20 protein-coding genes, 1 tRNA gene and 1 pseudogene are annotated in these 22,021 nt (G+C 39.0%); 2 read left to right on the forward strand and 20 right to left on the reverse strand.

Annotated elements, in window-relative coordinates; genetic code table 11:
- Positions 1–392 precede the first annotated feature (392 nt).
- The 10 genes from F4V44_RS27555 to rpoN form a co-directional block, all read right to left on the reverse strand.
- On the reverse strand, positions 393–548 hold the full coding sequence (locus F4V44_RS27555) for a hypothetical protein (RefSeq protein WP_191090790.1): 156 nt from the start codon (positions 546–548) through the stop codon (positions 393–395).
- Positions 545–1,462 carry a tyrosine-type recombinase/integrase gene (locus tag F4V44_RS20385; RefSeq protein ID WP_150441927.1) on the reverse strand — a complete coding sequence of 306 codons (918 nt, stop codon included), beginning with the start codon at positions 1,460–1,462 and terminating at the stop codon, positions 545–547. Before F4V44_RS20385 ends, F4V44_RS27555 begins: the two co-directional genes overlap by 4 nt.
- 160 nt (positions 1,463–1,622) lie before the next feature.
- Positions 1,623–2,918, reverse strand: coding sequence for a phosphopyruvate hydratase (gene eno, locus F4V44_RS20390; protein ID WP_150441856.1), 1,296 nt, complete (start codon positions 2,916–2,918; stop codon positions 1,623–1,625).
- 516 nt (positions 2,919–3,434) lie between these two features.
- Positions 3,435–4,970, reverse strand: a complete 1,536-nt coding sequence (gpmI, locus tag F4V44_RS20395) for a 2,3-bisphosphoglycerate-independent phosphoglycerate mutase (protein ID WP_150441857.1) — start codon at positions 4,968–4,970, stop codon at positions 3,435–3,437.
- Positions 4,963–5,724 carry a triose-phosphate isomerase gene (gene tpiA, locus F4V44_RS20400; protein ID WP_150441858.1) on the reverse strand — a complete coding sequence of 254 codons (762 nt, stop codon included), beginning with the start codon at positions 5,722–5,724 and terminating at the stop codon, positions 4,963–4,965. Before tpiA ends, gpmI begins: the two co-directional genes overlap by 8 nt.
- Before the next feature lie 38 nt (positions 5,725–5,762).
- Positions 5,763–6,947, reverse strand: a complete 1,185-nt coding sequence (locus tag F4V44_RS20405) for a phosphoglycerate kinase (RefSeq protein ID WP_150441859.1) — start codon at positions 6,945–6,947, stop codon at positions 5,763–5,765.
- A gap of 298 nt (positions 6,948–7,245) precedes the next feature.
- Entirely contained in the window at positions 7,246–8,253 is a 1,008-nt protein-coding gene (gene gap, locus F4V44_RS20410) for a type I glyceraldehyde-3-phosphate dehydrogenase (RefSeq protein WP_150441860.1), read from the reverse strand.
- A 62-nt stretch (positions 8,254–8,315) separates the two neighbouring features.
- Positions 8,316–9,338, reverse strand: a complete 1,023-nt coding sequence (locus tag F4V44_RS20415) for a sugar-binding transcriptional regulator (RefSeq protein WP_150441861.1) — start codon at positions 9,336–9,338, stop codon at positions 8,316–8,318.
- Between the two features lie 133 nt (positions 9,339–9,471).
- Positions 9,472–9,711 (reverse strand): glutaredoxin family protein, encoded by a 240-nt coding sequence (locus tag F4V44_RS20420; protein ID WP_150441862.1) that lies wholly within the window; start codon positions 9,709–9,711, stop codon positions 9,472–9,474.
- Between the two features lie 33 nt (positions 9,712–9,744).
- On the reverse strand, positions 9,745–11,073 hold the full coding sequence (rpoN, locus tag F4V44_RS20425; protein ID WP_150441863.1) for an RNA polymerase factor sigma-54: 1,329 nt from the start codon (positions 11,071–11,073) through the stop codon (positions 9,745–9,747).
- Positions 11,074–11,410: 337 nt separating this feature from the next.
- Between rpoN and F4V44_RS20430 the strand changes: the two genes are divergently transcribed.
- A tRNA-Arg gene (locus F4V44_RS20430) sits at positions 11,411–11,482 on the forward strand.
- 284 nt (positions 11,483–11,766) lie between these two features.
- Complete coding sequence (clpP, locus tag F4V44_RS20435; RefSeq protein ID WP_263406672.1) at positions 11,767–12,381, forward strand: ATP-dependent Clp endopeptidase proteolytic subunit ClpP; 615 nt, start codon at positions 11,767–11,769, stop codon at positions 12,379–12,381.
- Between the two features lie 238 nt (positions 12,382–12,619).
- Here clpP and F4V44_RS20440 read toward each other — a convergent pair whose 3' ends face one another.
- From F4V44_RS20440 to hisA, 10 genes and pseudogenes are all read right to left on the reverse strand, one after another.
- Positions 12,620–12,877, reverse strand: a complete 258-nt coding sequence (locus tag F4V44_RS20440) for an HPr family phosphocarrier protein (protein ID WP_150441865.1) — start codon at positions 12,875–12,877, stop codon at positions 12,620–12,622.
- A gap of 242 nt (positions 12,878–13,119) precedes the next feature.
- Complete coding sequence (gene whiA, locus F4V44_RS20445; protein ID WP_150441866.1) at positions 13,120–14,061, reverse strand: DNA-binding protein WhiA; 942 nt, start codon at positions 14,059–14,061, stop codon at positions 13,120–13,122.
- Positions 14,062–14,096: 35 nt separating this feature from the next.
- Positions 14,097–15,080: a gluconeogenesis factor YvcK family protein gene (locus F4V44_RS20450; protein WP_150441867.1), complete on the reverse strand. Its 984-nt coding sequence runs from the start codon at positions 15,078–15,080 to the stop codon at positions 14,097–14,099.
- On the reverse strand, positions 15,077–15,970 hold the full coding sequence (gene rapZ, locus F4V44_RS20455; RefSeq protein WP_150441868.1) for an RNase adapter RapZ: 894 nt from the start codon (positions 15,968–15,970) through the stop codon (positions 15,077–15,079). The genes F4V44_RS20450 and rapZ overlap by 4 nt, the downstream gene beginning before the upstream one ends.
- A 199-nt stretch (positions 15,971–16,169) precedes the next feature.
- Positions 16,170–16,628 (reverse strand): NUDIX hydrolase, encoded by a 459-nt coding sequence (locus F4V44_RS20460; protein ID WP_150441869.1) that lies wholly within the window; start codon positions 16,626–16,628, stop codon positions 16,170–16,172.
- Between the two features lie 478 nt (positions 16,629–17,106).
- Positions 17,107–18,060: a thioredoxin-disulfide reductase gene (gene trxB / locus F4V44_RS20465; RefSeq protein ID WP_150441870.1), complete on the reverse strand. Its 954-nt coding sequence runs from the start codon at positions 18,058–18,060 to the stop codon at positions 17,107–17,109.
- A 130-nt stretch (positions 18,061–18,190) separates the two neighbouring features.
- On the reverse strand, positions 18,191–19,690 hold the full coding sequence (locus F4V44_RS20470) for a tetratricopeptide repeat protein (RefSeq protein ID WP_150441871.1): 1,500 nt from the start codon (positions 19,688–19,690) through the stop codon (positions 18,191–18,193).
- Positions 19,691–19,868: 178 nt separating this feature from the next.
- Positions 19,869–20,520, reverse strand: a pseudogene (gene hisIE / locus F4V44_RS28315) (bifunctional phosphoribosyl-AMP cyclohydrolase/phosphoribosyl-ATP diphosphatase HisIE).
- Positions 20,517–21,275: an imidazole glycerol phosphate synthase subunit HisF gene (gene hisF, locus F4V44_RS20485; RefSeq protein WP_150441873.1), complete on the reverse strand. Its 759-nt coding sequence runs from the start codon at positions 21,273–21,275 to the stop codon at positions 20,517–20,519. The pseudogene hisIE and the gene hisF overlap by 4 nt, the downstream one beginning before the upstream one ends.
- Positions 21,275–22,006, reverse strand: a complete 732-nt coding sequence (hisA, locus tag F4V44_RS20490) for a 1-(5-phosphoribosyl)-5-[(5-phosphoribosylamino)methylideneamino]imidazole-4-carboxamide isomerase (RefSeq protein WP_150441874.1) — start codon at positions 22,004–22,006, stop codon at positions 21,275–21,277. Before hisA ends, hisF begins: the two co-directional genes overlap by 1 nt.
- Between the last annotated feature and the right edge of the window lie 15 nt (positions 22,007–22,021).

Raw genomic sequence — 22,021 nt, forward strand, 5'->3', positions numbered from 1 at the left:
ATGATTTAAAATGTAATATATGTATCCTTTAAATCCCATATACCCCCTTTCGCCCAAATTCAGTTGACACCTGCACTAAACATATTAATCTGTCAACCATTTACACTTAAATTATAGCATATTTTTTTGTTATTGTCGAATTTATATGCTACATACATATTGACTATTCGATAAAAATATGGTATAGAAAAAAACCGCTCTATTAAGGACATTTTTTCAATTACTCATTTTTCATTAAATCTAATCAAAATTATGTCTTTAGAGCGGTTTTTGTTCTTGCTGAAAAAATATCAATTTTTTTAGATAGATATTAAATTTAGGTTTGAAAGTAGAAGGGATAAGCGGGGCAACGAGGTTGCAACCACTTGTGTAAGCAAACAGAAATATAATTGTTAGACTTTAAGCATCTCATTCATTAATTTTTTATACAATAATAGGCGTTTATGACGAAAAGAGTTTCTAAAACCTGTATATGTTGGTCTTGCTTTTGCACCCTCTTGTGCTACTTTCTTAGTGTAATAGGCAATATGCTTCATCTGTTTATTCATTTCTTAGCCCTCCCCATATTCATTAGAGGGCTTGATTTTGATGCCAATTCTAAAATATTCTCTGTTTCTAATCCCTGCAAATACCGCTTTGTAACTTGAATATTTTCATGCCCTGCTATCTTGGAACAACTATACAAATCAAGTCCGTTTCTTAAATTAGCTTGAATAGAATAGTGTCTTAGGGTATGAGGACTACAGCGTATGCCTTCCCTTATATTCGCCATTTTTCCTGCATCTCGTACAATGTTTTGTATTTGAACGCTCGTTAGTGGTCTTCCACTTCTTGAAAGAAAATAATTATCATGTTCAAGGCTTTTCCCTTTAAAGTATTGTTCTTTTATTCTTTCATATCTAATCATGTATTTCTTCAACATTAAACTAATTGGAACATAACGCCATTTCGCACCTTTGCCGTAAATCTGCATATTGGTTTCATGTACATAGCTTGATTGTAAATTAATTAGCTCACTCATTCTTATGCCTGTATCAAAGAACATTGCAAGGATAACTTTATTTCTTGCATTGAGATAATTTTTAAAGTTATAGACATTTAGCATTCTGGATACTTCCATATCAGTAAAAGTTTTTATTACTTCTTTATCTTCTTTCAACAACCTTATACGTTTCATTATGTTGTTACTAATGTATTCCTCTTGAACTAAATAGTTGTAAAAAGAGCGTAAACTTTTGATAATCGTATTGATATAATTTGATTTATTACCTTGTTCTTGTTCAAACTGTACAAATTTTTTTACATGAACCGTTGAAATATCTTCTATTTCATCAATTTCATGATGCTCTTTTAAAAAATTAATAAATTGCCCTACGTTGTAATTGTAGGTTTCAATTGTCCGTTTGGAATAGTTCTTAATCTGTAAATCAAATGTAAATTCCTTTAACAAATCTTTTATCAACATACAAAAAACCCCCTACTTATCGTGGATTACCACATATAAATAGGAGGTTAAAAGCCATAAACTGTATGACTTAATTCATGTTAATGTATCGCTTAATTCAGACCCTTAAAAAGTCCCATGTACGACACAATTCAATCGAAAATCTTGTCTAAATTGATTATTTCTTTAAGTTATAGAAAGATTTCAACCCAGCATATACTGCCTGCTCGCCAAGCTCGTCTTCGATGCGAAGTAATTGGTTGTATTTTGCGATACGGTCTGTACGAGACATAGAACCTGTTTTGATTTGACCAGCGTTTGTTGCAACAGCAATGTCTGCAATTGTTGCATCTTCTGTTTCACCAGAGCGGTGAGATACAACAGCTGTGTAACCTGCACGCTTCGCCATTTCAATCGCATCAAATGTTTCAGTTAACGTACCGATTTGGTTTACTTTGATTAGGATGGAGTTACCAACTCCTTTTTCAATACCTTCAGCTAATTTCTTTGTATTTGTTACAAATAGGTCATCTCCAACAAGCTGAACCTTTTTACCAAGGCGGTCAGTTAAAAGTTTGTGGCCTTCCCAGTCGTTCTCGTCTAAACCATCTTCAATAGAGATGATAGGGAATTCGTTGCAAAGCTCTTCATAGAAAGAAACCATTTCTTCAGAAGATAAGCCTGTACGGCCTTCACCGGCAAGATCATATTTACCTGTTTCTTTGTTAAAGAACTCAGAAGAAGCAACGTCCATTCCTAATGCAATATCTTTTCCTGGTTCGTAGCCTGCAGCTTTAATTGCTTCGATGATGACTTCTAATGCTTCACGGTTAGAACCAAGGTTTGGCGCAAATCCGCCTTCGTCACCAACAGCTGTATTTAAGCCTTTACCAGAAAGAACCTTCTTCAAGGAATGGAATACTTCCGCACCCATACGGATTGATTCTTTAAAAGTAGGGGCTCCAACAGGAAGAATCATAAACTCTTGGAAGTCTACGTTGTTATCAGCATGTGAACCACCGTTAATGATGTTCATCATTGGTGTTGGAAGCTGCTTCGCATTTACTCCGCCAAAATAACGGTATAAAGGAAGACCTACTGATTCAGCTGCTGCATGGGCAACGGCCATAGATACACCAAGGATTGCATTTGCACCTAATTTTCCTTTATTTTCAGTTCCGTCTAAGTCGATCATCGCACGGTCAATACCAACTTGGTCAGTAACGTCCATACCGATAATTTCTTCAGCGATTACTTCGTTTACATTTTCTACTGCTTTCAGAACACCTTTACCAAGGTAACGAGATTTGTCTCCATCGCGTAGTTCAACTGCTTCGTATTCACCAGTTGAAGCACCAGAAGGCACTAATGCACGTCCGAAAAATCCGGATTCTGTTAATACTTCTACTTCAACTGTTGGATTACCACGGGAATCAAGTACTTCACGAGCATAAACATGTTGGATATATGGCATAGAAAATCTCTCCTTTAAAATTGTCTTTTATTTTAGGCTTTAGTCAACGTAACGATGATGGGATAAAAAACGACTTTTTCTATTATGTACGCTTTTTAGTTCCCATTTGCATTGCATGAAAACATTTTCAGGCACTATCAGCAGCCTTTAGTTCCCATTTATAGGCCATGAATCTACTTTCGGGCACTATCAGCAGCTTTTAGTTCCCAATTTATAGGCCATGAATCTACTTTCGGGCACTATCAGCTGCTTTTTAGTTCCCATTTACAGGCCTTGAATCCACTTTCAGGCACTATCAGCAGCTTTTAGTTCCCATTTACAGGCCTTGAATCTACTTTCAGGCACTATCAGCAGCTTTTAGTTCCCATTTACAGGCTATGAATCCACTTTCGGGCACTATCAGCAGCTTTTAGTTCCCATTTGCAGGCCATGAATCTACTTTCGGGCACTATCATCAGCTTTTAGTTCCCATTTGGGGTGTTAGTCCATCATTTATCGGTGCCTGACACCCTTATCTTAGGCTTTAATAATGGTTGTTCCAGTCATTTCAGCTGGTTTTTCTACTCCTAGGAGGTCAAGCATTGTTGGAGCAAGGTCAGCTAAAATACCGCCGTCACGGATGGTTACGCCTTCTTTTGTCACGATAACCGGTACTGGATTCGTTGTATGAGCGGTCATTGGTTTATCATCTAGAGTGATTACTTCATCTGCATTACCGTGGTCGGCTGTAATGATAGCATACCCGCCTTTAGCAATGATTGCATCTACCACTTTTCCTAAACACTCATCAACGGTTTCAACCGCTTTAATTGTTGGTTCAAGCATGCCAGAATGGCCTACCATATCAGGATTAGCAAAGTTTAAAATAATCGCATCAAATTTATCTGCTTCGATTTCTTTTAAAAGAGCATCTGTTACTTCATAGGCACTCATTTCCGGCTGCAAATCATATGTAGCAACCTTTGGTGAATTAATTAATATTCTTTCCTCACCAGGGAATGTATTCTCGCGTCCTCCGCTTAAGAAGAACGTAACATGCGGGTATTTCTCTGTTTCAGCAATACGCAGCTGGGTTAAATTATTTTGCGATAAAACTTCCCCAAGTGTATTGTCCAGGTTCGTTGGTTTGAAGGCTACATAGCCGTCAACTGACTCGCTGAAATGTGTTAAACAAACGAAATGCAACGGGCTAGGATGTTTTGGTCCACGTTCAAATGGACGGAAATCATCATTCGTAAATGTGTTTGAAATTTGAATCGCACGATCCGGACGGAAATTATAGAAAATAACCGCGTCATTGTTTTGGATGGTTGCAACCGGCTCTCCATTTTCCTTCGTCATAACAGAAGGAAGCACAAACTCATCATAAATGCCGTTTTCATAGCTGTCTTTTACGACTTGTAATGGATCGGTATAGGATGGGCCTTCTCCATAGACCATAGCACGATAGCATTTCTCCACGCGCTCCCAGCGCTTATCACGGTCCATTGAATAATAGCGGCCAGAGATTGTAGCAAATTCTCCGACACCGTATTCCTGCATTTTTTCAAGCGTGTCTTTAATGTAAATTTCAGCCGTTTGCGGACCAACATCACGTCCATCTAAAAATCCGTGAATATAGACCTTTTTCAAACCGTGTTCTGCTGCTAAACGTAACAATGCATACATATGGGTAATATGGCTGTGTACGCCACCGTCAGATAGCAGACCAAATAAGTGAAGGGCGGAATCATGCTGCTTCACATGAGAAACTGCATCAAGGAAGGTTTGATTCTTTTCAAATTCGCCTTCACGAATGGCAATATTTACTTTTGTAAGGCTTTGATAAACGACTCGTCCTGCACCAATGTTCATGTGGCCTACTTCTGAATTCCCCATTTGTCCATTAGGAAGACCGACTGATTCACCGCTGGCACCTAAATGATTGTGCGGGAACTGCTTCCAATAGCGGTCGAAATTTGGCTTCTTGGCTTGGGCAACAGCATTCCCTTTTTGCTCATCACGACAGCCAAAACCATCTAAAATGATTATCGCAACAGGCGCTTTAGTCATTCTTTCCACCCTCCAACAATTGAAGGAAAGATGATGGTTCTAGACTTGCTCCGCCGACTAAGGCTCCATCGATGTCTGTTTCTGTCATATATTCCTTAATATTTTCAGGCTTCACACTGCCGCCGTATTGAATGCGGATGGCATCGGCAACCTCTCCTGAGAACTGTTCTGAAACAACAGAACGAATATGAGCACATACTTCGTTTGCATCCTGTGCAGTAGAAGATTTCCCTGTACCAATCGCCCAAATTGGTTCATAAGCGATGACAACCTCTTTTACTTGCTCTGCTGAAAGACCCTGTAAAGCCTTTTGGACTTGAGATGCAACGAACTCATTCGTTACGCCGCTTTCACGCTGCTCTAATGTTTCACCGCAGCAAACGATTGGAATCAGATTATGTTTAAAGGCAGCCAAGACCTTTTGGTTAACAGACTCATCTGTTTCATTAAACATTTCGCGACGCTCTGAGTGACCAATAATCACATACTGTACGCCAAGGTCTTCCAGTGCAGCAGGGCTGATTTCACCCGTAAAAGCACCGTTATCTTCAAAGTGCATATTTTGAGCACCGATTTTTACATCAGTATTCTTAGCAAGCTCGACTAAACTATGCAAAAATAAAGCTGGAGCACATACCACTGACTCTACTTTATCATTAGATGGGACTGCATTTTTTATTTCTTCCATAAAGTTTTTTGCTTCAGGAAGTGTTTTATGCATTTTCCAGTTTCCCGCAATAATCGGTTTTCGCATACGTAAACATCCTTTCAGTAGTAAAAAAGCTTTTTCTATTATTTATCGTTAAGTGCCGTTACACCTGGCAGTTCTTTGCCTTCCATGAATTCCAAGGAAGCACCGCCGCCAGTGGAAATATGGCTCATTTGATCTGCTAGGTTGAACTTTTCAACTGCTGCTGCTGAATCTCCGCCTCCAATAATGGAGTAGGTATCCTTCGACTCTGCTAAAGCTTCCGCAACGGCTTTTGTGCCTTGAGCAAATTTGTCGATTTCAAATACACCCATTGGTCCGTTCCAGATGACAAGTTTCGACTTTTTGATGACATCACGATATAACTCAGCCGTCTTTGGACCGATATCAAGTGCCTGCCAATCAGCCGGAATTTCTTCAATGGCTACAACATTTGTATTGGCATCTGCGCCAAACTTGTCAGCAATGACTGCATCAACCGGCATATAAAAGTTTACGCCCTTTTCTTTTGCTTTTTCAATAAATGATTTGGCTAAATCAATTTTATCTTCTTCTAAAAGCGACTGGCCGATTTCATGTCCCTGTGCTTTGATAAACGTATAAGCTAATCCGCCTCCGATAATCAAATTATCCACTTTATCTAACAGATTATCAATTACGCCAATCTTATCTTTTACTTTCGCTCCGCCGATTATTGCTGTAAATGGGCGTTCAGGATTAGAAAGAGCTTTTCCAATTACTTCAAGTTCTTTATCCATTAAGAAACCGGAAACAGCTGGGATGTGGTGTGCAATCCCTTCTGTTGATGCATGTGCGCGGTGAGCTGCGCCAAATGCGTCATTCACATAAATATCTGCTAATTCGGCAAATGCTTTCGCTAATTCCGAATCATTTTTTTCTTCACCAGGATAGAAGCGAACATTTTCAAGAAGGAGAACATCCCCTTCATTCAACTCTGCAATCATTGCTTTAACTGACTCGCCATAAGCCTCGTCCGCTTTTTTAACATCCTTGCTAAGCAGTTCTGATAGTCTCTTAGCAACAGGTGTAAGACGCATTTCTTCTACTACTTGTCCTTTTGGACGTCCTAAGTGACTGGCAAGAATGACTTTTGCCCCTTGCTCCTGCATGTACTGGATCGTTGGAAGTGCCGCACGAATACGAGTTTCATCTGTGATCTGGCCATCCTGCATAGGTACGTTAAAATCAACGCGGCAAAATACTCTTTTCCCTTTTAAATCAATATCTTTTACGCTCTTTTTATTCAACGAAAAGATCCTCCTTTAAGGTCTAAGTATAGACAAGCAAATCTATTTGCGGTGGGAGTGGGTGTTATCGTTCTCTATCATACCTGCTGATCATCCCAATCCGCACGACGAAAAATTAAAAAAGGAGTAGGGAATGTTCCCCCTCCCCTGTGACACCATTAACCATTATAGACGTTCACTGGAAAATTTTCCATGGGTTTCTTCCACGAACATTATAATTATTTTCACAATTAGAAAAGTAATAAGTAGAGAGACCCTGGTTTATAGTCGCTAACCGAGGGCTTCTCTGTTTTGACTATTAAAGTCCCTTTTGAGCAATGTAGTTAACTAAGTCAACCACACGAGTAGAATAACCTGTTTCATTATCATACCAAGAAATTACTTTAACCATATTTCCTTCCATTACCATTGTTGAAAGTGCATCAACAGAAGAAGAATGTGGATCACCGTTATAGTCAGTTGATACAAGTGGCTCTTCACTGTATTGAAGGATTCCTTTTAATTCGCCTTCAGCTGCTGCTCTTAATGCTGCATTTACTTCTTCAGCTGTTACTTCTTTTTCAAGCTCAGCAACAAGGTCTACTAATGAAACGTTTGGAGTTGGTACACGTACTGCCATACCATTTAATTTACCTTTTAGTTCAGGTAAAACTAAAGATACTGCTTTTGCTGCACCAGTTGTTGTCGGAATCATGTTTTCAGCTGCTGCACGAGCACGACGGTAGTCCTTATGTGGTAAATCAAGAATCTGCTGATCGTTCGTGTATGAGTGAATTGTTGTCATCATACCGCGCTTAATTCCAAAATTGCTATGTAATACTTTAGCAAATGGAGCTAAGCAGTTTGTCGTACATGATGCGTTAGATAATACATGGTGGTTTGCTGGATCATATTGATCTTCGTTAACACCCATAACAATTGTAATATCTTCATTGGATGCCGGAGCAGAGATAATAACCTTTTTTGCACCCGCTTCAAGGTGTTTCGCTGCATCTTCACGCTTTGTGAAACGGCCAGTTGATTCTACTACTACATCAATACCAAGTTCTCCCCAAGCAAGGTTTGCTGGATCACGCTCAGCTTTTACAATGATTTCATTTCCATTAACCACTAAGTTTGTACCATTTACAGATACTTCAACATTTAATTTACCATGTACTGTATCATATTTTAAAAGATGTGCAAGCATGTTTGCATCTGTTAAATCATTTACTGCTACTACTTCTACATTAGGATTATTAAGTGCTGCACGAAATACATTACGCCCAATTCTTCCAAATCCGTTAATACCAACTTTTACTGTCATTATAGTTTCCTCCTCTAATCATATAAGGATGATTTATCAATTTGTCTATTTATTATAAGGATTTACCCTTTTAACAACTCTGTTGCTGCTGCTTCATCTGTGATGAGAACTGTATTTTTGGGAGCCCGATTCATATAAGCCCGAATCGCTTTCGCTTTTGAAGCACCCCCAGCAATAGCTATCACATGTTCGACATTGTTTAAGTCATTCAGCTGCATACCAATCGTTTGCACCTTGTGAATAACTTCTCCTACTTCGTTAAAATAATAGCCAAAGGCTTCACCGACTGCTTTTGATTCTTCCAGCTTCCTGATGTCCTCAGCTGCTGTTTTGCGCCGCTCAGCCATTTTTAAAGCATCACCAATCCCATGCAGGACCATGTTTGCCGATTTGATTAGCGATAAAACCTCATGAATTTCAGGTTCCTTGATCATCGATCGATACATTTCCTCGCTTACCTGATCGGGAACATATAATACTCGATGCTTACATCCTGTCTTTTCTGCCATTTTTGAACAAATGGTATTTGCTTGGTTTTTTACATCTTCACCAATGCCCCCACGTGCAGGAACAAAAACTAATTCGCGTTCATTTGATTGCGGAGTCATCATATCGGCAACAGCAGCCATTGTGGAACCGCCTGTGACTGCAATAATACTTTCCCCCATTAGATTCTCATTTATGCTTGTGACACATGCTTTACCAAGTTCATCCTTTACCCAAGGAGTTTCCTCGCTATCGCCAGAAACGATGATAACCTTTTTTATACCAAGCATTTGCTTCAAATTGGATTCCATTTCATCAATTCCAATTATGTCGCGGATGAATCCTAGAAGTTCTTCTACAAGTTCTTTTCCATCTTCAGTCAAGCTCATGCCTGCCGTTGTACTGAAAAGTAACTTTTGCTGCTTTAAAAATTCAACTTCACTTCTTAACACTCTTTCCGTCAAACCAAGCGAGGCTGCAAGACTTCTCCTGCCGACTGGTTCCATCGCTCCAATAAAGCGCAGAATCTGGAATCGCTTTTGGATAACAGTAAGCAAATCGGGTAATAATCTTTTTTGTAATTCAATTACTGATTTCATTATATGTATCTCCTTCACAGTTGGTCACTTATAGTCCATGTTAGACATATTATGTCCCGCCTGCTGCAAAAAAAATTACCCTGCAGAAGTAATTCTAACAGGTAAGTTTTACTATGACAATAGTAAAACTTAATTATTTTTTTGAAAACGCTTTATATAATGTAATTTTATCTATTTGTCCATATTGGACTTCTTTTCCATCAATTAAAACGACTGGAATCATCAAGCCATATTCTTCTATCCATTCATCACGCTCTTCAATATCGCATTCCTCATAGTCAAAATGGAATTCTTTTTTTAGACTAAAAATGATTTCCTTTGCTTTTTCACATAAATGGCAGCCTTTTCGTGTAAATAATGTTACTGTTGTCATTCTTCTTCATCCTTTTCAATCATTCAATCATTTTCAGAATCGCTTTCGTTTCGAAGACGATGGAATTCCTAATTGATTACGATATTTCGCAATCGTTCTTCTTGATACGACGATTCCCTTCTTCTCTTCCAACATAACAGCTAAATCCTGATCAGACAACGGCTTTTGCTTATTCTCCTGATCAATTAACTGAGAAATCTCCTTTTTTACTTGTACGGAAGAGGCATCTTGTTCAGAAGTTGTTTTAATTGTACTAGAAAAAAGAGATTTTAACTCGATTGTACCAAAAGGTGTTTGTGCATATTTTTCTCTGACTGCCCGGCTTACTGTTGATTCATGGATTTCCAGCTCATCGGAAATCTCTTTCATCGTCATCGGCTTTAGATAATTAGGTCCATGTGTGAAATATTTCGGCTGTTTTTCAATTATTTTCAAAGCTACTTTTAATAATGTTTCTTTTCGTTGTTCTATGCTCTTCATAATCCAATGGTAATCCTGCTGCTTTTCCTGCAAAAAGTTTATAACCTTGGTATCGCCGGTCGAGAAAAACTTTTGAAAATATTTTTCATTAAACTGGATTTTCGGAAGTGCATCATCATACATGTTAACAGAAAATGCTTCTCCATCCCATTTAATCATTAAGTCGGGTACGATATAAGTGGCATGTTCGGAATAATAATCAGAACCGGGACGAGGGTTCAACGTTTGAACATAATCAAAAACTTCCTGAATTTGTTTCAACTGGATATTAAGTTGCCTGGATATTTGCCTCCACTTCTTTTCAGCAAATAATAGAAAGTATTGGGATAAAATGGTATAGGCCAATTTATTGCTATCACCATTGTGTTCCATTTGCAGCAGTAAACATTCTTGTAAGTTTCTCGCTCCAACGCCCGCAGGCTCTAGTGCCTGTATCACTCGTAAAGCTTCTTCTGCCTGCTGCATGGTAATAGACAAAATGGAGGCTACTTCATCAAGATTGATATGTAAGTAACCGTTTTCATCGAGACTGTTTATTAAAAAAAGAATCGTTCTCTTTAAACTTTCATTGTACAAACGCAAATCAAGCTGTGCCAACAGATACTCTGTGAGGGTTGTTTCTTTTTTTGCTATTTGCTCGAGCCAATTCTGCTTATCATCACTTGAAGTCTTATTACTCTTTTTTACAGAATCGTACCGAGGGTCCATGGTTTGCATGCTTCCAGTTTTAATCTGCAAAAGCGGGTTTTCAATTGCCTTATTTTCAAGAAACTCAATTAATTCTTGACTAGAATACTGTAACAGGGCAATTGCCTGAGTTAATTCCTGTGTCATCGCTAATTTCATTGTTTGCTGCTGCCATAAGCCTGCCTTCATACTCATGAAATTCACCTCTTTGTTTATTTTATAAAAAGAACCTTTATTTGTTAATGAATATTATTAGTTAAAAATACTACTATAATTATAGTTTTATGCTAGAAATTAGCAGCTAAATATGTCCTTTTTAATATTTCGACATATACTAGTGGATATTGACTCATCTAAGCGATATGGTCAAATATCTAGCGGAAGAACCATGTTTACTACCCATACATGATAGAAAAAGAATTCCTATGTCGATTTAATAAGTTGGCTATATATAAATATTTAAAAAGAAACTTGCAAAGGAAAATGTCTTATCATATAATAAAAAGGCGTTGTTTTAATGCATTATTATTAAGCCCTCGTGGTGCAACGGATAGCACGTGAGATTCCGGTTCTTAAGATGTGGGTTCGATTCCTGCCGAGGGCGTACATATCAAAGAAAACTCCTATCTACTGTAGATAGGAGTTTTCTTTTTGCAGCCATGATTAATGTATACAAATTCGTTTAAGATTACCCATTTTTGGAAATGATGGAAGAGGAACATTCGGGCCAATAGGTAGACAAAAATATTGTCGAATAATTACTTGTTTCAAATCTAGGTCTATCATTTGACCTTATTTGACCATCAGTGTATGATTAAATTACGAACAGCTTTAGGATGAGAGTACCCTTTCTATCGCTGCTGAACCTATTGTAACGAGAAGGAGGATATAGAAATGAATTTAATCCCAACAGTTATTGAACAAACAAACCGTGGAGAAAGAGCATATGACATTTATTCCCGACTATTAAAAGACCGTATCATTATGTTAGGAAGCGGGATTGATGATAACGTAGCAAACTCCATTGTTGCTCAATTATTATTCCTTGAAGCGGAAAATCCTGAGAAAGACATATCCATTTATATCAACAGCCCTGGCGGCAGCATTACAGCTGGAATGGCCATCTATGATACCATGCAGTTTATTAAACCAGACGTACAAACAATTTGTATCGGTATGGCTGCATCAATGGGTGCTTTCTTACTTACTGCAGGAACACCTGGAAAGCGCTATGCTCTTCCAAACGCAGAAGTAATGATTCACCAACCACTTGGCGGTGCCCAAGGTCAGGCAACTGAAATTGAAATTGCAGCAAAAAGAATTCTATTCTTACGTGAAAAATTAAATACCATTCTTTCTGAGCGTACTGGTCAGCCGCTTGAAGTGATTGCACGTGATACAGATCGTGATAACTTCATGACAGCTGAAAGAGCAAAAGAATATGGCTTAATTGACCATATCATTTCTCGCAGCAGCGCTGTTGAAAAGAAAAACGATAAATAAATAAATAAATAAAGCGGAAGCGCCTTGTTCACCCCCGACAAGCACAAGACGAGCCTCACGGAAAGGTGTTCTTTATCTTTCTGGGAGGATTGGCTTGTGACCTCGAGGGGGTAAGCGCTGTAGCTAGGCAGTTATCGTTGTTAAGAAGCCAAACTACATATGACCTTTAAAAGAAAAACTCGCATGCGTGTAATGCTGCGAGTTTTTCTTTTTTCTTTTATTTAGATAAGTGGCAGCATTAACCTTCCTGCTGGATATACTTAGATAGTTCTTCGATTGCCTCGTTTTCATCACTTCCCTCTGCACTTAAAAGAACCGTACTGCCTGAACTAACGGCAAGGCTCATCAGCCCCATAATACTTTTCGCATTTACTTTCTTTCCATCTTTTTCTAAAAAGACATTTGATGAAAATCGATTGGCTTCTTGAACGAACAATGCTGCAGGACGAGCTTGCAAACCTGTTTTCAATTTCACTTCAACCTGTTTTTCTACCATCTCTTATAATCCTCCTAATTGTTATCTATAACGGGAATATACCCAAATTGTAACTGAAGTTTAATACTTTATTTGTTAAATATTTGCAAATTTTCTTCATGATTATATTATACTAATGGATTGTTAATACTATTTATCAAATTCACCCGTCGAATTTGCGCCCAGATTTTTATTGAGCTTGCTCGGGTAAAATACCTTTAAAAAATCGCAAGGCTCGCCGGAGGCTTAACTTCAGAATGAAGTTAAACTTTTTGACCTTTTCGTAACTTTTCTGCGATTTCATCAATCTTTCGAAGTCGATGATTGATGCCTGATTTGCTAATCATTCCTCCAGAGACCATTTCACCTAATTCTTTTAGCGTAACATCCTGGTAATGAACGCGGAGCTGGGCAATTTCCCTCAATTTTTCGGGTAATACCTCTAAGCCGACGGTTTCTTGAATATATTTGATATTTTCAACTTGGCGAATCGCTGCCCCTATCGTTTTATTTAAATTAGCTGTTTCACAATTAACCAAGCGGTTAACAGAATTTCTCATATCACGAACAATCCGGACATCCTCAAAACGTAATAAGGCATTGTTGGCTCCAATGATAATCAAAAAGTCAGTTATTTTTTCAGCTTCTTTTAAATAAGTGATAAATCCCTTCTTGCGTTCCAGTGTCTTACTGTTCAAATCAAATGAGTTCATGAGTTCACAAAGTGAATCATTATGCTCTTTATAGAGTGTAGCAATTTCAAGATGATAGGAGGAAGTCTCTGGATTATTGACAGAGCCACCTGCCAAAAATGCTCCTCGTAAATAGGAACGCTTACAGCATTTTTTCTCGATTAATTCTGGAGAAATGCTGTTTTGGAATTCAAAACTTTCTCCTATTATTTTTAAATCTTCTATTATACCACGGGCATTTTCGACCATTCTTACAATGTACACATTGTTTTTCTTTAAACGCATTTTTTTTCGAACTAAAAGTTCCACACCAACGGTATAATATTTTTTAATTAAAGTATATATTCTTCTTGCAATAGCCGCGTTCTCTGTTTGAATATCAACGGCCAACTTTCTATTTGTAAAAGAGAGGGAGCCATTCATTTGTATCAGCGCTGATAATTCGGCCCTTCCACAACAGTCTTTTACCTCTAAATTTGTTAGTTCTTTTTTTGTCTCTGAAGCGAAAGACATTGCTGCACCCCCCTGTGACAACTCCTATTTATTTATTACGCATGATGATGCTTTTTGGTTTCATCTATTAGTAAAGAATATAAAATCTTTGCCACTTCATTTGTATCATGACGAATCACACCATTTTCAAGACTCACAATTTCTCCGTAGATGACCTCAAGTCCTAAATCATACAGGTTGCTGACATCGAAATGAACTGGCTTTGCAGCTTCTTCGCTGTACCGTTTTTGAATTTCCTCTGGAATATCTTCACTGTTCACGAGGATTGTATCAATAAATGGTTCTTTCAAATGGTCATATATTGCCTGCACATGATCACTTGCTGTAAAATCATGTGTTTCTCCTGCCTGTGTCATTAAGTTACAGATATATACCTTTTTCGCTTTAGCACGGCAAACCTCATCACCGATTTTCGGAACGAGAAGATTCGGCAGTATACTTGTATAAAGGCTCCCCGGACCAATAATAATTAAATCCGCGGTCCGAATAGCCTGAATCGCTTCTGGAAGCGGTTTAATATTTTCCGGTGTTAAAAACACACGTTTGATTCTTTTTCCTGAATAAGGAATTTTGGATTCCCCTGAAATCATATGACCGTCCTCAAGCTCAGCATGAAGCACGACACTTTGATTAGCAGCGGGCAATACTTTTCCATGAACATTCAGCACTCTGCTCATTTCCTGGATTGCATACATGAAGTTACCTGTAATGGAGGTCATCGCCGCGAGAATTAAATTCCCGAGCGAATGGCCTGATAATTCATTAGCAGACTTAAATCGATGCTGGAACATTTCTTCAATTAATGGCTCCACATCTGAAAGTGCGGCCAAAACATTACGAACATCGCCAGGAGGTGGAATATTCAACTCATTCCTGAGTCTTCCCGAGCTTCCGCCATCATCGGCAACGGTCACAATTGCCGTTATATCCACGGGATATTTTTTCAATCCCCGTAATAATACCGGCAATCCTGTTCCGCCGCCAATTATAACGATACTCGGCTTCCCTTTTTGCGTCATGTGTGTGGTTCCTTTCTTTTCTGAATGTCACGATGCGAAATACGAGTATGATAATCCTTTTCGAAATGATGACCGATATATTCTGCCAATGCAACAGAGCGGTGCTGACCACCCGTACAACCAATTGCAATGACCAACTGCGCTTTTCCTTCACGCTTATAATGCGGCAACATAAAGGTAAGCAGATCCGTTACTTTTTCAAGGAATTTATGTGTCTCATTCCATTTTAAAACATAGCTGGATACTTCAGCATCTAAGCCAGTCAGCGGCCGCATCCGGTCAATGTAATGCGGATTTGGTAAAAAGCGAACATCAAACACAAGATCTGCATCAATTGGGATTCCATGTTTAAAACCGAATGACATGACGTTTACCGTAAAGGCAGCTTTTTTGTTTGAAGAAAACTCCGTTAAGATTTTTTCTCGTAGCTCCCGCGGCTTCATCAATGATGTATTATAAATCATTTGGGCTCTTCCTTTTAAATCCGCAAGTAATGCTCTTTCATTCTGGATTCCTTCAAGCGGAAGACCGGTTCCTGCCAGCGGATGCTTTCTTCGCGTTTCCTTATATCTTCTAACAAGAGCCTCGTCATCAGCCTCAAGAAACAAAATTTGCGGTGTCGCCCAAGAGCTTTCCACCAAATCATCTAACGCTTTAAAGAGGTCATCAAAAAACTCTCTTCCACGTAAATCCATTACTAAAGCTACTTTATTCATCTTATTCCCTGATTCTTTCATCAGTTCAAGAAACTTCGGAAGCAGAGTAGGAGGTAAATTATCAACACAGAAAAAACCTAAATCTTCAAAACTCTGAATGGCAACTGTTTTTCCTGCACCTGACATACCTGTTATTATCACTACTTGAGAATCATTAAGCGATCCGGTACTCATTCTTTTGTCCTCCTCCTTGTAAAAAACAGGCTGTGTTATGGGCTAATTGTTGATAGATGGCCTGTCGTGTATGCAGCCATGTCTCCGGTTCAGAATGAATCACTGAATGGACGCGTACGCCACAGGCCATTTATGTATCAACATCATTTTGACACAGACAAAGCCGCTGTCATTTGCTTTGTCTAATACCCTTCAATCATCAACTTGGATCCAAGCGATAACTTAGCAATTCAAAATCGGGTGTATATGTGAACGTTCCGTATATCATGCCATTTCCGTGCACCATATAATCTAATATATGATAGTCACCTTCCGCCATTGGCAGATTTTTTAGTTCATTAATGGGCTGCCAACGAATAATTCCTTCATCTGATTCATCTAAATGCAAGCCATCCGCATCTTTGGAGAAAAACGTAAACATCATCCACTCGTTTACAATTTGATCCCCATCCTTCATGATAAAGGTAAAGATTCCTTTAATATTTGGATTTCGCAAATAAATTCCTGTTTCTTCTCTGAATTCACGGATACATGAATCTCTGACCGATTCACCCGGCTCCATTTTACCGCCAGGCGCCACCCACCAATTACGTCGCGGCTTTTGCAGCAATAATACTTTATCATCCTTCAGTAATACACAATTCGTTACTCGCTGCATCTTATACACCTCCTAATCCAAACAACGTAATATCCATTCATTTATGTACTAGCCAACTTTATCAAAAAGTATGCAATACTTATAATTAAATTCGTCCCTTAACTTCACAAGTAGAGAGCTTCTGCTGAATGAAGTTAAATCGCAACTATTTCCATTTATTATACTATGTTTATGAGGTCGTCACAATGGATATAGTCTCCATTAAGTCGCCCCCTCTTAGTAGAAACAAATAACGAATCCACTTTAAGAACTTTCTAAATCGTTCTTTATACTAAACCCTTATAAACAAAAAATAGCACAGGCAGTTGCCTGTGCTTGTAAAGGAATAACTATCTTAAAGGGGGTCAATTTCTATTTTTATCATACCTTAATTATATTTCGTTCTTGTTACAAAACAATTAAATCCAAGTGAATTTTCCCAATGGGGAACCCCTAAAGAAACCGCTTGTTTTCCCAAAGAATCTTTTCTATTCACTAATTATTTTGCTTGTACCTTTAATTCTTCAATCAGCTCTTCAACGTAATGTTGAGCAGACTGAGCAGCGATACTGCCATCACCTGTAGCGGTAACAATTTGACGAAGCGTTTTTTCACGAACATCTCCCGCCGCAAAAATACCAGGTACCTTTGTTTCCATCTTTTCGTTTGTAACGATATAGCCGTTTTCATTGGTAATGCCAAGATTTTCAAATGGTTTTGTCAGCGGCACCATACCAATATAGATAAAGACACCATCTGCTGGAAGTGTTTTCTCAGAGCCGTCCTTTGTGGAAACCAATGTGACACTTCCTACTTTGCCATCCTTTTCATTGATTGATTTCAATGTATGGCTCCATTCAAAGTGGACCTTTTCATTATCAAAGGCACGCTGCTGAAGAATTTTTTGCGCGCGAAGCTCATCACGGCGGTGAACAATCGTTACCTTGCTGGCAAACCTTGTTAAGTATACACCTTCTTCAACCGCAGAGTCTCCTCCCCCGATAACAAACAATTCTCGGTTTTTAAAGAAAGCCCCGTCACACACGGCACAGTAGGATACACCGCGTCCGCCTAGTTCTTTTTCACCAGGAACGCCAATTTTCTTATATTCTGCACCTGTTGAAATAATAACGGCACGAGCTTTATATTGTTTTGAACCGGCAATGACCGTTTTATATTCTTTTCCATCGATAATTTCTTTAATATCACCGTATGCATATTCAGCACCGAATTTTTTCGCATGGTCAAACATTTTAGTAGATAAATCAGGACCAAGAATGGTCTCAAATCCAGGATAGTTTTCTACTTCTTCTGTATTTGCCATTTGACCGCCTGGAACACCGCGTTCAAGCATTAATGTAGACAAATTAGCACGTGAGGTATAAACAGCAGCAGTCATTCCGCCAGGTCCAGCTCCGGCAATAATTACATCATAAATTTTTTCTTCCGTCACGACTGAAATCACTCCTCTTTCGGTAAGCAGATTCAGCTAGTTATTTGAACTGCTGAACCATTCATCATAATAGGTCAAATACCCCTATCCCTATCCTATAAAACAACGGTTTGGATGTCCATCTATATGCTCACTGCAGGTATCCATTTACCAATGTAATGTATTTTCTTAATGTAGAAGGTGATAATCCATATTGTTTGGCCACGAGTTTCTGCGAGGATTTTTCATTTCTCAGCTTTTTCCAAACATATTCCGTTGCGGCAGCCAAAGCATCCTTATTTTTTAAAGCGATATTTGCCTCACTCATTTCAACAAAGATGGAAAACCACATTAAATAAAGTCCCGCTTCAACGGTTCCAATTGGATGATGGTGTTCATATAGTGCTTTTGCTGTTTCATGAGCCACGACAAGCTGGCTACTATCTATCTTGCCCACTTTCACCATGTTTACATATTGATTTTCAAGTGAAGAAAATTTATCATTTTTCACAATTTCTTTTGACGATAACCAGGTCTCTTTTTTCTCGGAAAGAGAAATAAGGAAAAGAGCGAATAATCTTTCCTCAATATAATCACTTTCTAATTTTTTTAAGATAGTGGTGTCATGTTCTTCAAAGCCGTCTTCATGATGTTGTTCTTCATTCCAGGGCTCAAGACCATCCTTCCCTGGATTCAGCTCAAGCACCTTATCCCATAAAGAACGGGCAAGCTGTTCTTTTCCTGTAAAATAAGCCGCATAGGAAAACCAGTAGTAATAAGACCCGTCACCTTCATATCCATGTTTATAAAGCTTGCGAAACCAGTTGTACGCTGGTTCATACTCACCAATTAAGGCAAACGTAGCTCCTAACTTAAACTGATGCTCAGTTAAAATAGGCTTTACCTTTTTTAATACATTAGAAATCGCTGCCGTTTCTTTTTCATCTTTTTGGAAATAGGCAAACACAAGCTTGTTACACATGGCATGTAAATTGCCTGGATTCTTTTCCATAACTAAATCCAATGTTTTTGCCGCTTTTTCAAGCTCCCCTAAATAAAAATAAGCAAGGGCTAAATTATTGTAAGCAGACCAGTATTCAGGAAATTCCTCTATGACATTCTTTAACAGCTTAACAGCCTTCGGAAAATGTCCTGATTCAAGTAATTCTCTAGCCTGCTCCTGCTTTGTAATTAAATCATCCTGCTCATACAATTCATCATCTAGATCATCGGCTTCAAGGGTAAGAATTTCAAGAAGATCTTCTGCATCTTCAACAAATTCCCCGTCTTCCTCTTCTCGTAAATACAAAGTAACATGAGCATAAGCATCTTTAAAATAGCCTAAATGTGCATAGTTATTGGCTAAGAAGTAATGGCACTCCATCATCTCTTCATCCAGCTCCTCGAGAATAAGATGAAGGAGTTCATTTGATTCCTTATATTCACCCATCTCGGTATGAATAATCGCCAATTGACAGACAATCATCGGCTCACCTGGTTCAAGCTGCATTGCTCGTTTTAAATATTTAATTGCCTTATGAAAATCACGACGGTGAAAAGCCTTCAAGCCCTTAGAAAAATAATATTCACCCGTAGGGATAAATGACAATAACTGTCCTTTTGATTTTTTAGCTTGAGAGTTTTTACTCATGTAATCCTCCAACTGTTACAAATTAACAAATTTTATCCGCACACAACGTTCGCGGGCGGCTATTTCTGCTCAACCAAACAATTATAACACACCCTTCACAAGGCAGAAAGTGCAAAAAAAAAGAGTGCCTGACACCACAAAAAGACAAATGTCTTTTCGTGGTGTCAGGCACCAGAAATTATTTATTTTCTTTTTGGACATGTCTTTCTTGAAGAACGTTCAGAACTTCTTTGAATGGAAGCTCTTGTTCACGCAACAGGACAAGCAAGTGGTATAAAAGATCGGAAGCTTCCCATTTTAGTTCTTCTTGATCACGGTTCTTCGCCGCAATAATCACTTCGGATGCTTCTTCCCCGACTTTTTTCAGGATTTTATCCACACCTTTTTCAAAAAGATAGGTCGTATAAGCACCTTCAGGGCGTTCTTTTTCACGTTGATCGATAATGTTTTCTAAATCAATTAGGATTTGATAGTCTTCTAACTTTGCTGCCTTTGTCACTTTCTTATTCCTCCTCTAAAATCCGCTCTGAAAAACAGCTGATTGCGCCTGTATGGCAGGCAGGACCAGCCGGTTGGACGAGTAATACAATAGCATCTCGGTCACAGTCAAGCTTCATCTCCACAATCTTCTGTGTATTTCCGCTTGTTGCCCCTTTGTGCCATAATTCCTGGCGTGAACGGCTGTAAAACCAGGTTTCTCTTGTTTCAATCGATTTCTCCAGAGAAGTCCGATTCATATAAGCAAGGGTTAAAACTTCCTTCGTAGTGGCATCTTGAACGATCGCAGGGATTAAGCCTTGTGAATCCCATTTCAGATTTTCCATATTCATCGGACATTCACACCTTTTTCCCTTAGATAGGCTTTCACTTCATGTACAGACGTTTCTTTATAATGGAAAATAGAAGCGGCAAGGGCTGCATCTGCTTTTCCTTCTTTAAACGCCTCTTCAAAATGTTTCGCATTTCCTGCACCGCCTGAAGCAATCACCGGAACAGTCACGGCTTCACTGACTGCTTTTGTTAAAGCAAGATCAAAACCTTTTTTCTCTCCATCAGAATCCATACTTGTCAGGAGGATCTCACCTGCACCCCGCTCAACAACTTCTTTAGCCCAAGATATAACTTCTTTATCAACTGGTGTTCTGCCCCCGTGAGTATAAACACGCCAAGAGCCTAGTTCTTCGTCATATTTCGCATCAATGGCCACAACAATACATTGAGAACCGAAAAAGTCTGCCCCTTCTGTGATTAATTCCGGACGATTCACCGCAGCTGTATTTAATGAAACCTTGTCAGCACCGGCACGTAACATGCGTTTCATGTCTTCAAGCGAATTAATGCCGCCTCCGACTGTAAATGGAATGGCAAGCTCTGATGCCACATCCTTTACCACATCAACCATTGTTTTACGCCCTTCATGTGAGGCAGAAATATCTAGAAACACCAATTCATCTGCCCCTTGCTCATCATAAAAACGGGCAAGCTCCACCGGATCACCCGCATCACGCAGCTGAACAAATTGAATCCCTTTCACCACTCGTCCATCTTTCACATCAAGGCATGGGATAATTCTTTTCGTAATCATTATACACCAACCTCTTTCAAAGCGTCAGAAACAGTAAAGCGTCCCTCGTAAATGGCTTTCCCGACAATCGCACCGCTGACACCTACCGCTTCAAATTCTTTTAAACGAGTTAAATCAGCCAGCGAGCTGACACCGCCAGAAGCAATGACCTGCTTGCCTGTTTCAGCAGCCAACAGTTTTACAGCTTCAACATTTGGACCTGAGAGCATGCCGTCTGTTGCAATATCAGTAAAAATAAATGTTTCCGCACCGGCATCTGCAAAGCGTTTGCCAACTTCGACTGCCTTTACTTCTGATGTATTTAACCAGCCGTGTGTCGCTACATAGCCGTTTTTCGCATCAAGGCCAATAGCAATCTGTTTACCGTACTTTTTCACCATTTCAATGGCAAACTCCGGATTAGAAATAGCAATACTGCCGATGATGACTCTTGTTACACCGTTATCCAAATAATGAACAATATCCTGTTCTGTACGAATTCCGCCGCCAATCTGAACATTGACGTTCAATTCTTTCGCCGCCTGAATCACAAATGTATCGTTCACACGCTTGCCGTCCTTCGCACCGTCCAGATCAACCATATGAATCCACTGTGCACCCGCTTCTTTAAACGACCTTGCCATATCAAACGGAGAATCTCCATAAACCGTCTCCTGATTATAATCTCCTTGAATCAACCGAACACACTTCCCGCCTCTCATATCAATAGCAGGATATATTGTAAAAGCCATCATCCGTTCCCCTTT

This window comes from Niallia endozanthoxylica, assembly GCF_008710145.1.
Lineage (GTDB): Bacteria > Bacillota > Bacilli > Bacillales > Cytobacillaceae > Bacillus_BD > Bacillus_BD endozanthoxylica.

Excerpts from the sequence above, each read along its gene's own strand:
- F4V44_RS20420 (WP_150441862.1), bottom strand. The coding sequence starts at position 9,711 with ATGACAACAGTAACATTATTTACACGAAAAGGCTGCCATTTATGTGAA.
- rapZ (WP_150441868.1), bottom strand. The coding sequence starts at position 15,970 with ATGAGTACCGGATCGCTTAATGATTCTCAAGTAGTGATAATAACAGGT.
- rpoN (WP_150441863.1), bottom strand. The coding sequence starts at position 11,073 with ATGAGTATGAAGGCAGGCTTATGGCAGCAGCAAACAATGAAATTAGCG.
- F4V44_RS20460 (WP_150441869.1), bottom strand. The coding sequence starts at position 16,628 with ATGCAGCGAGTAACGAATTGTGTATTACTGAAGGATGATAAAGTATTA.
- F4V44_RS20470 (WP_150441871.1), bottom strand. The coding sequence starts at position 19,690 with ATGAGTAAAAACTCTCAAGCTAAAAAATCAAAAGGACAGTTATTGTCA.
- eno (WP_150441856.1), bottom strand. The coding sequence starts at position 2,918 with ATGCCATATATCCAACATGTTTATGCTCGTGAAGTACTTGATTCCCGT.
- F4V44_RS20415 (WP_150441861.1), bottom strand. The coding sequence starts at position 9,338 with ATGAAATCAGTAATTGAATTACAAAAAAGATTATTACCCGATTTGCTT.
- gpmI (WP_150441857.1), bottom strand. The coding sequence starts at position 4,970 with ATGACTAAAGCGCCTGTTGCGATAATCATTTTAGATGGTTTTGGCTGT.
- hisA (WP_150441874.1), bottom strand. The coding sequence starts at position 22,006 with ATGGCTTTTACAATATATCCTGCTATTGATATGAGAGGCGGGAAGTGT.
- hisF (WP_150441873.1), bottom strand. The coding sequence starts at position 21,275 with ATGATTACGAAAAGAATTATCCCATGCCTTGATGTGAAAGATGGACGA.
- F4V44_RS20440 (WP_150441865.1), bottom strand. The coding sequence starts at position 12,877 with ATGGTAGAAAAACAGGTTGAAGTGAAATTGAAAACAGGTTTGCAAGCT.
- gap (WP_150441860.1), bottom strand. The coding sequence starts at position 8,253 with ATGACAGTAAAAGTTGGTATTAACGGATTTGGAAGAATTGGGCGTAAT.
- F4V44_RS20450 (WP_150441867.1), bottom strand. The coding sequence starts at position 15,080 with ATGACGCAAAAAGGGAAGCCGAGTATCGTTATAATTGGCGGCGGAACA.
- whiA (WP_150441866.1), bottom strand. The coding sequence starts at position 14,061 with ATGTCTTTCGCTTCAGAGACAAAAAAAGAACTAACAAATTTAGAGGTA.
- F4V44_RS27555 (WP_191090790.1), bottom strand. The coding sequence starts at position 548 with ATGAATAAACAGATGAAGCATATTGCCTATTACACTAAGAAAGTAGCA.
- tpiA (WP_150441858.1), bottom strand. The coding sequence starts at position 5,724 with ATGCGAAAACCGATTATTGCGGGAAACTGGAAAATGCATAAAACACTT.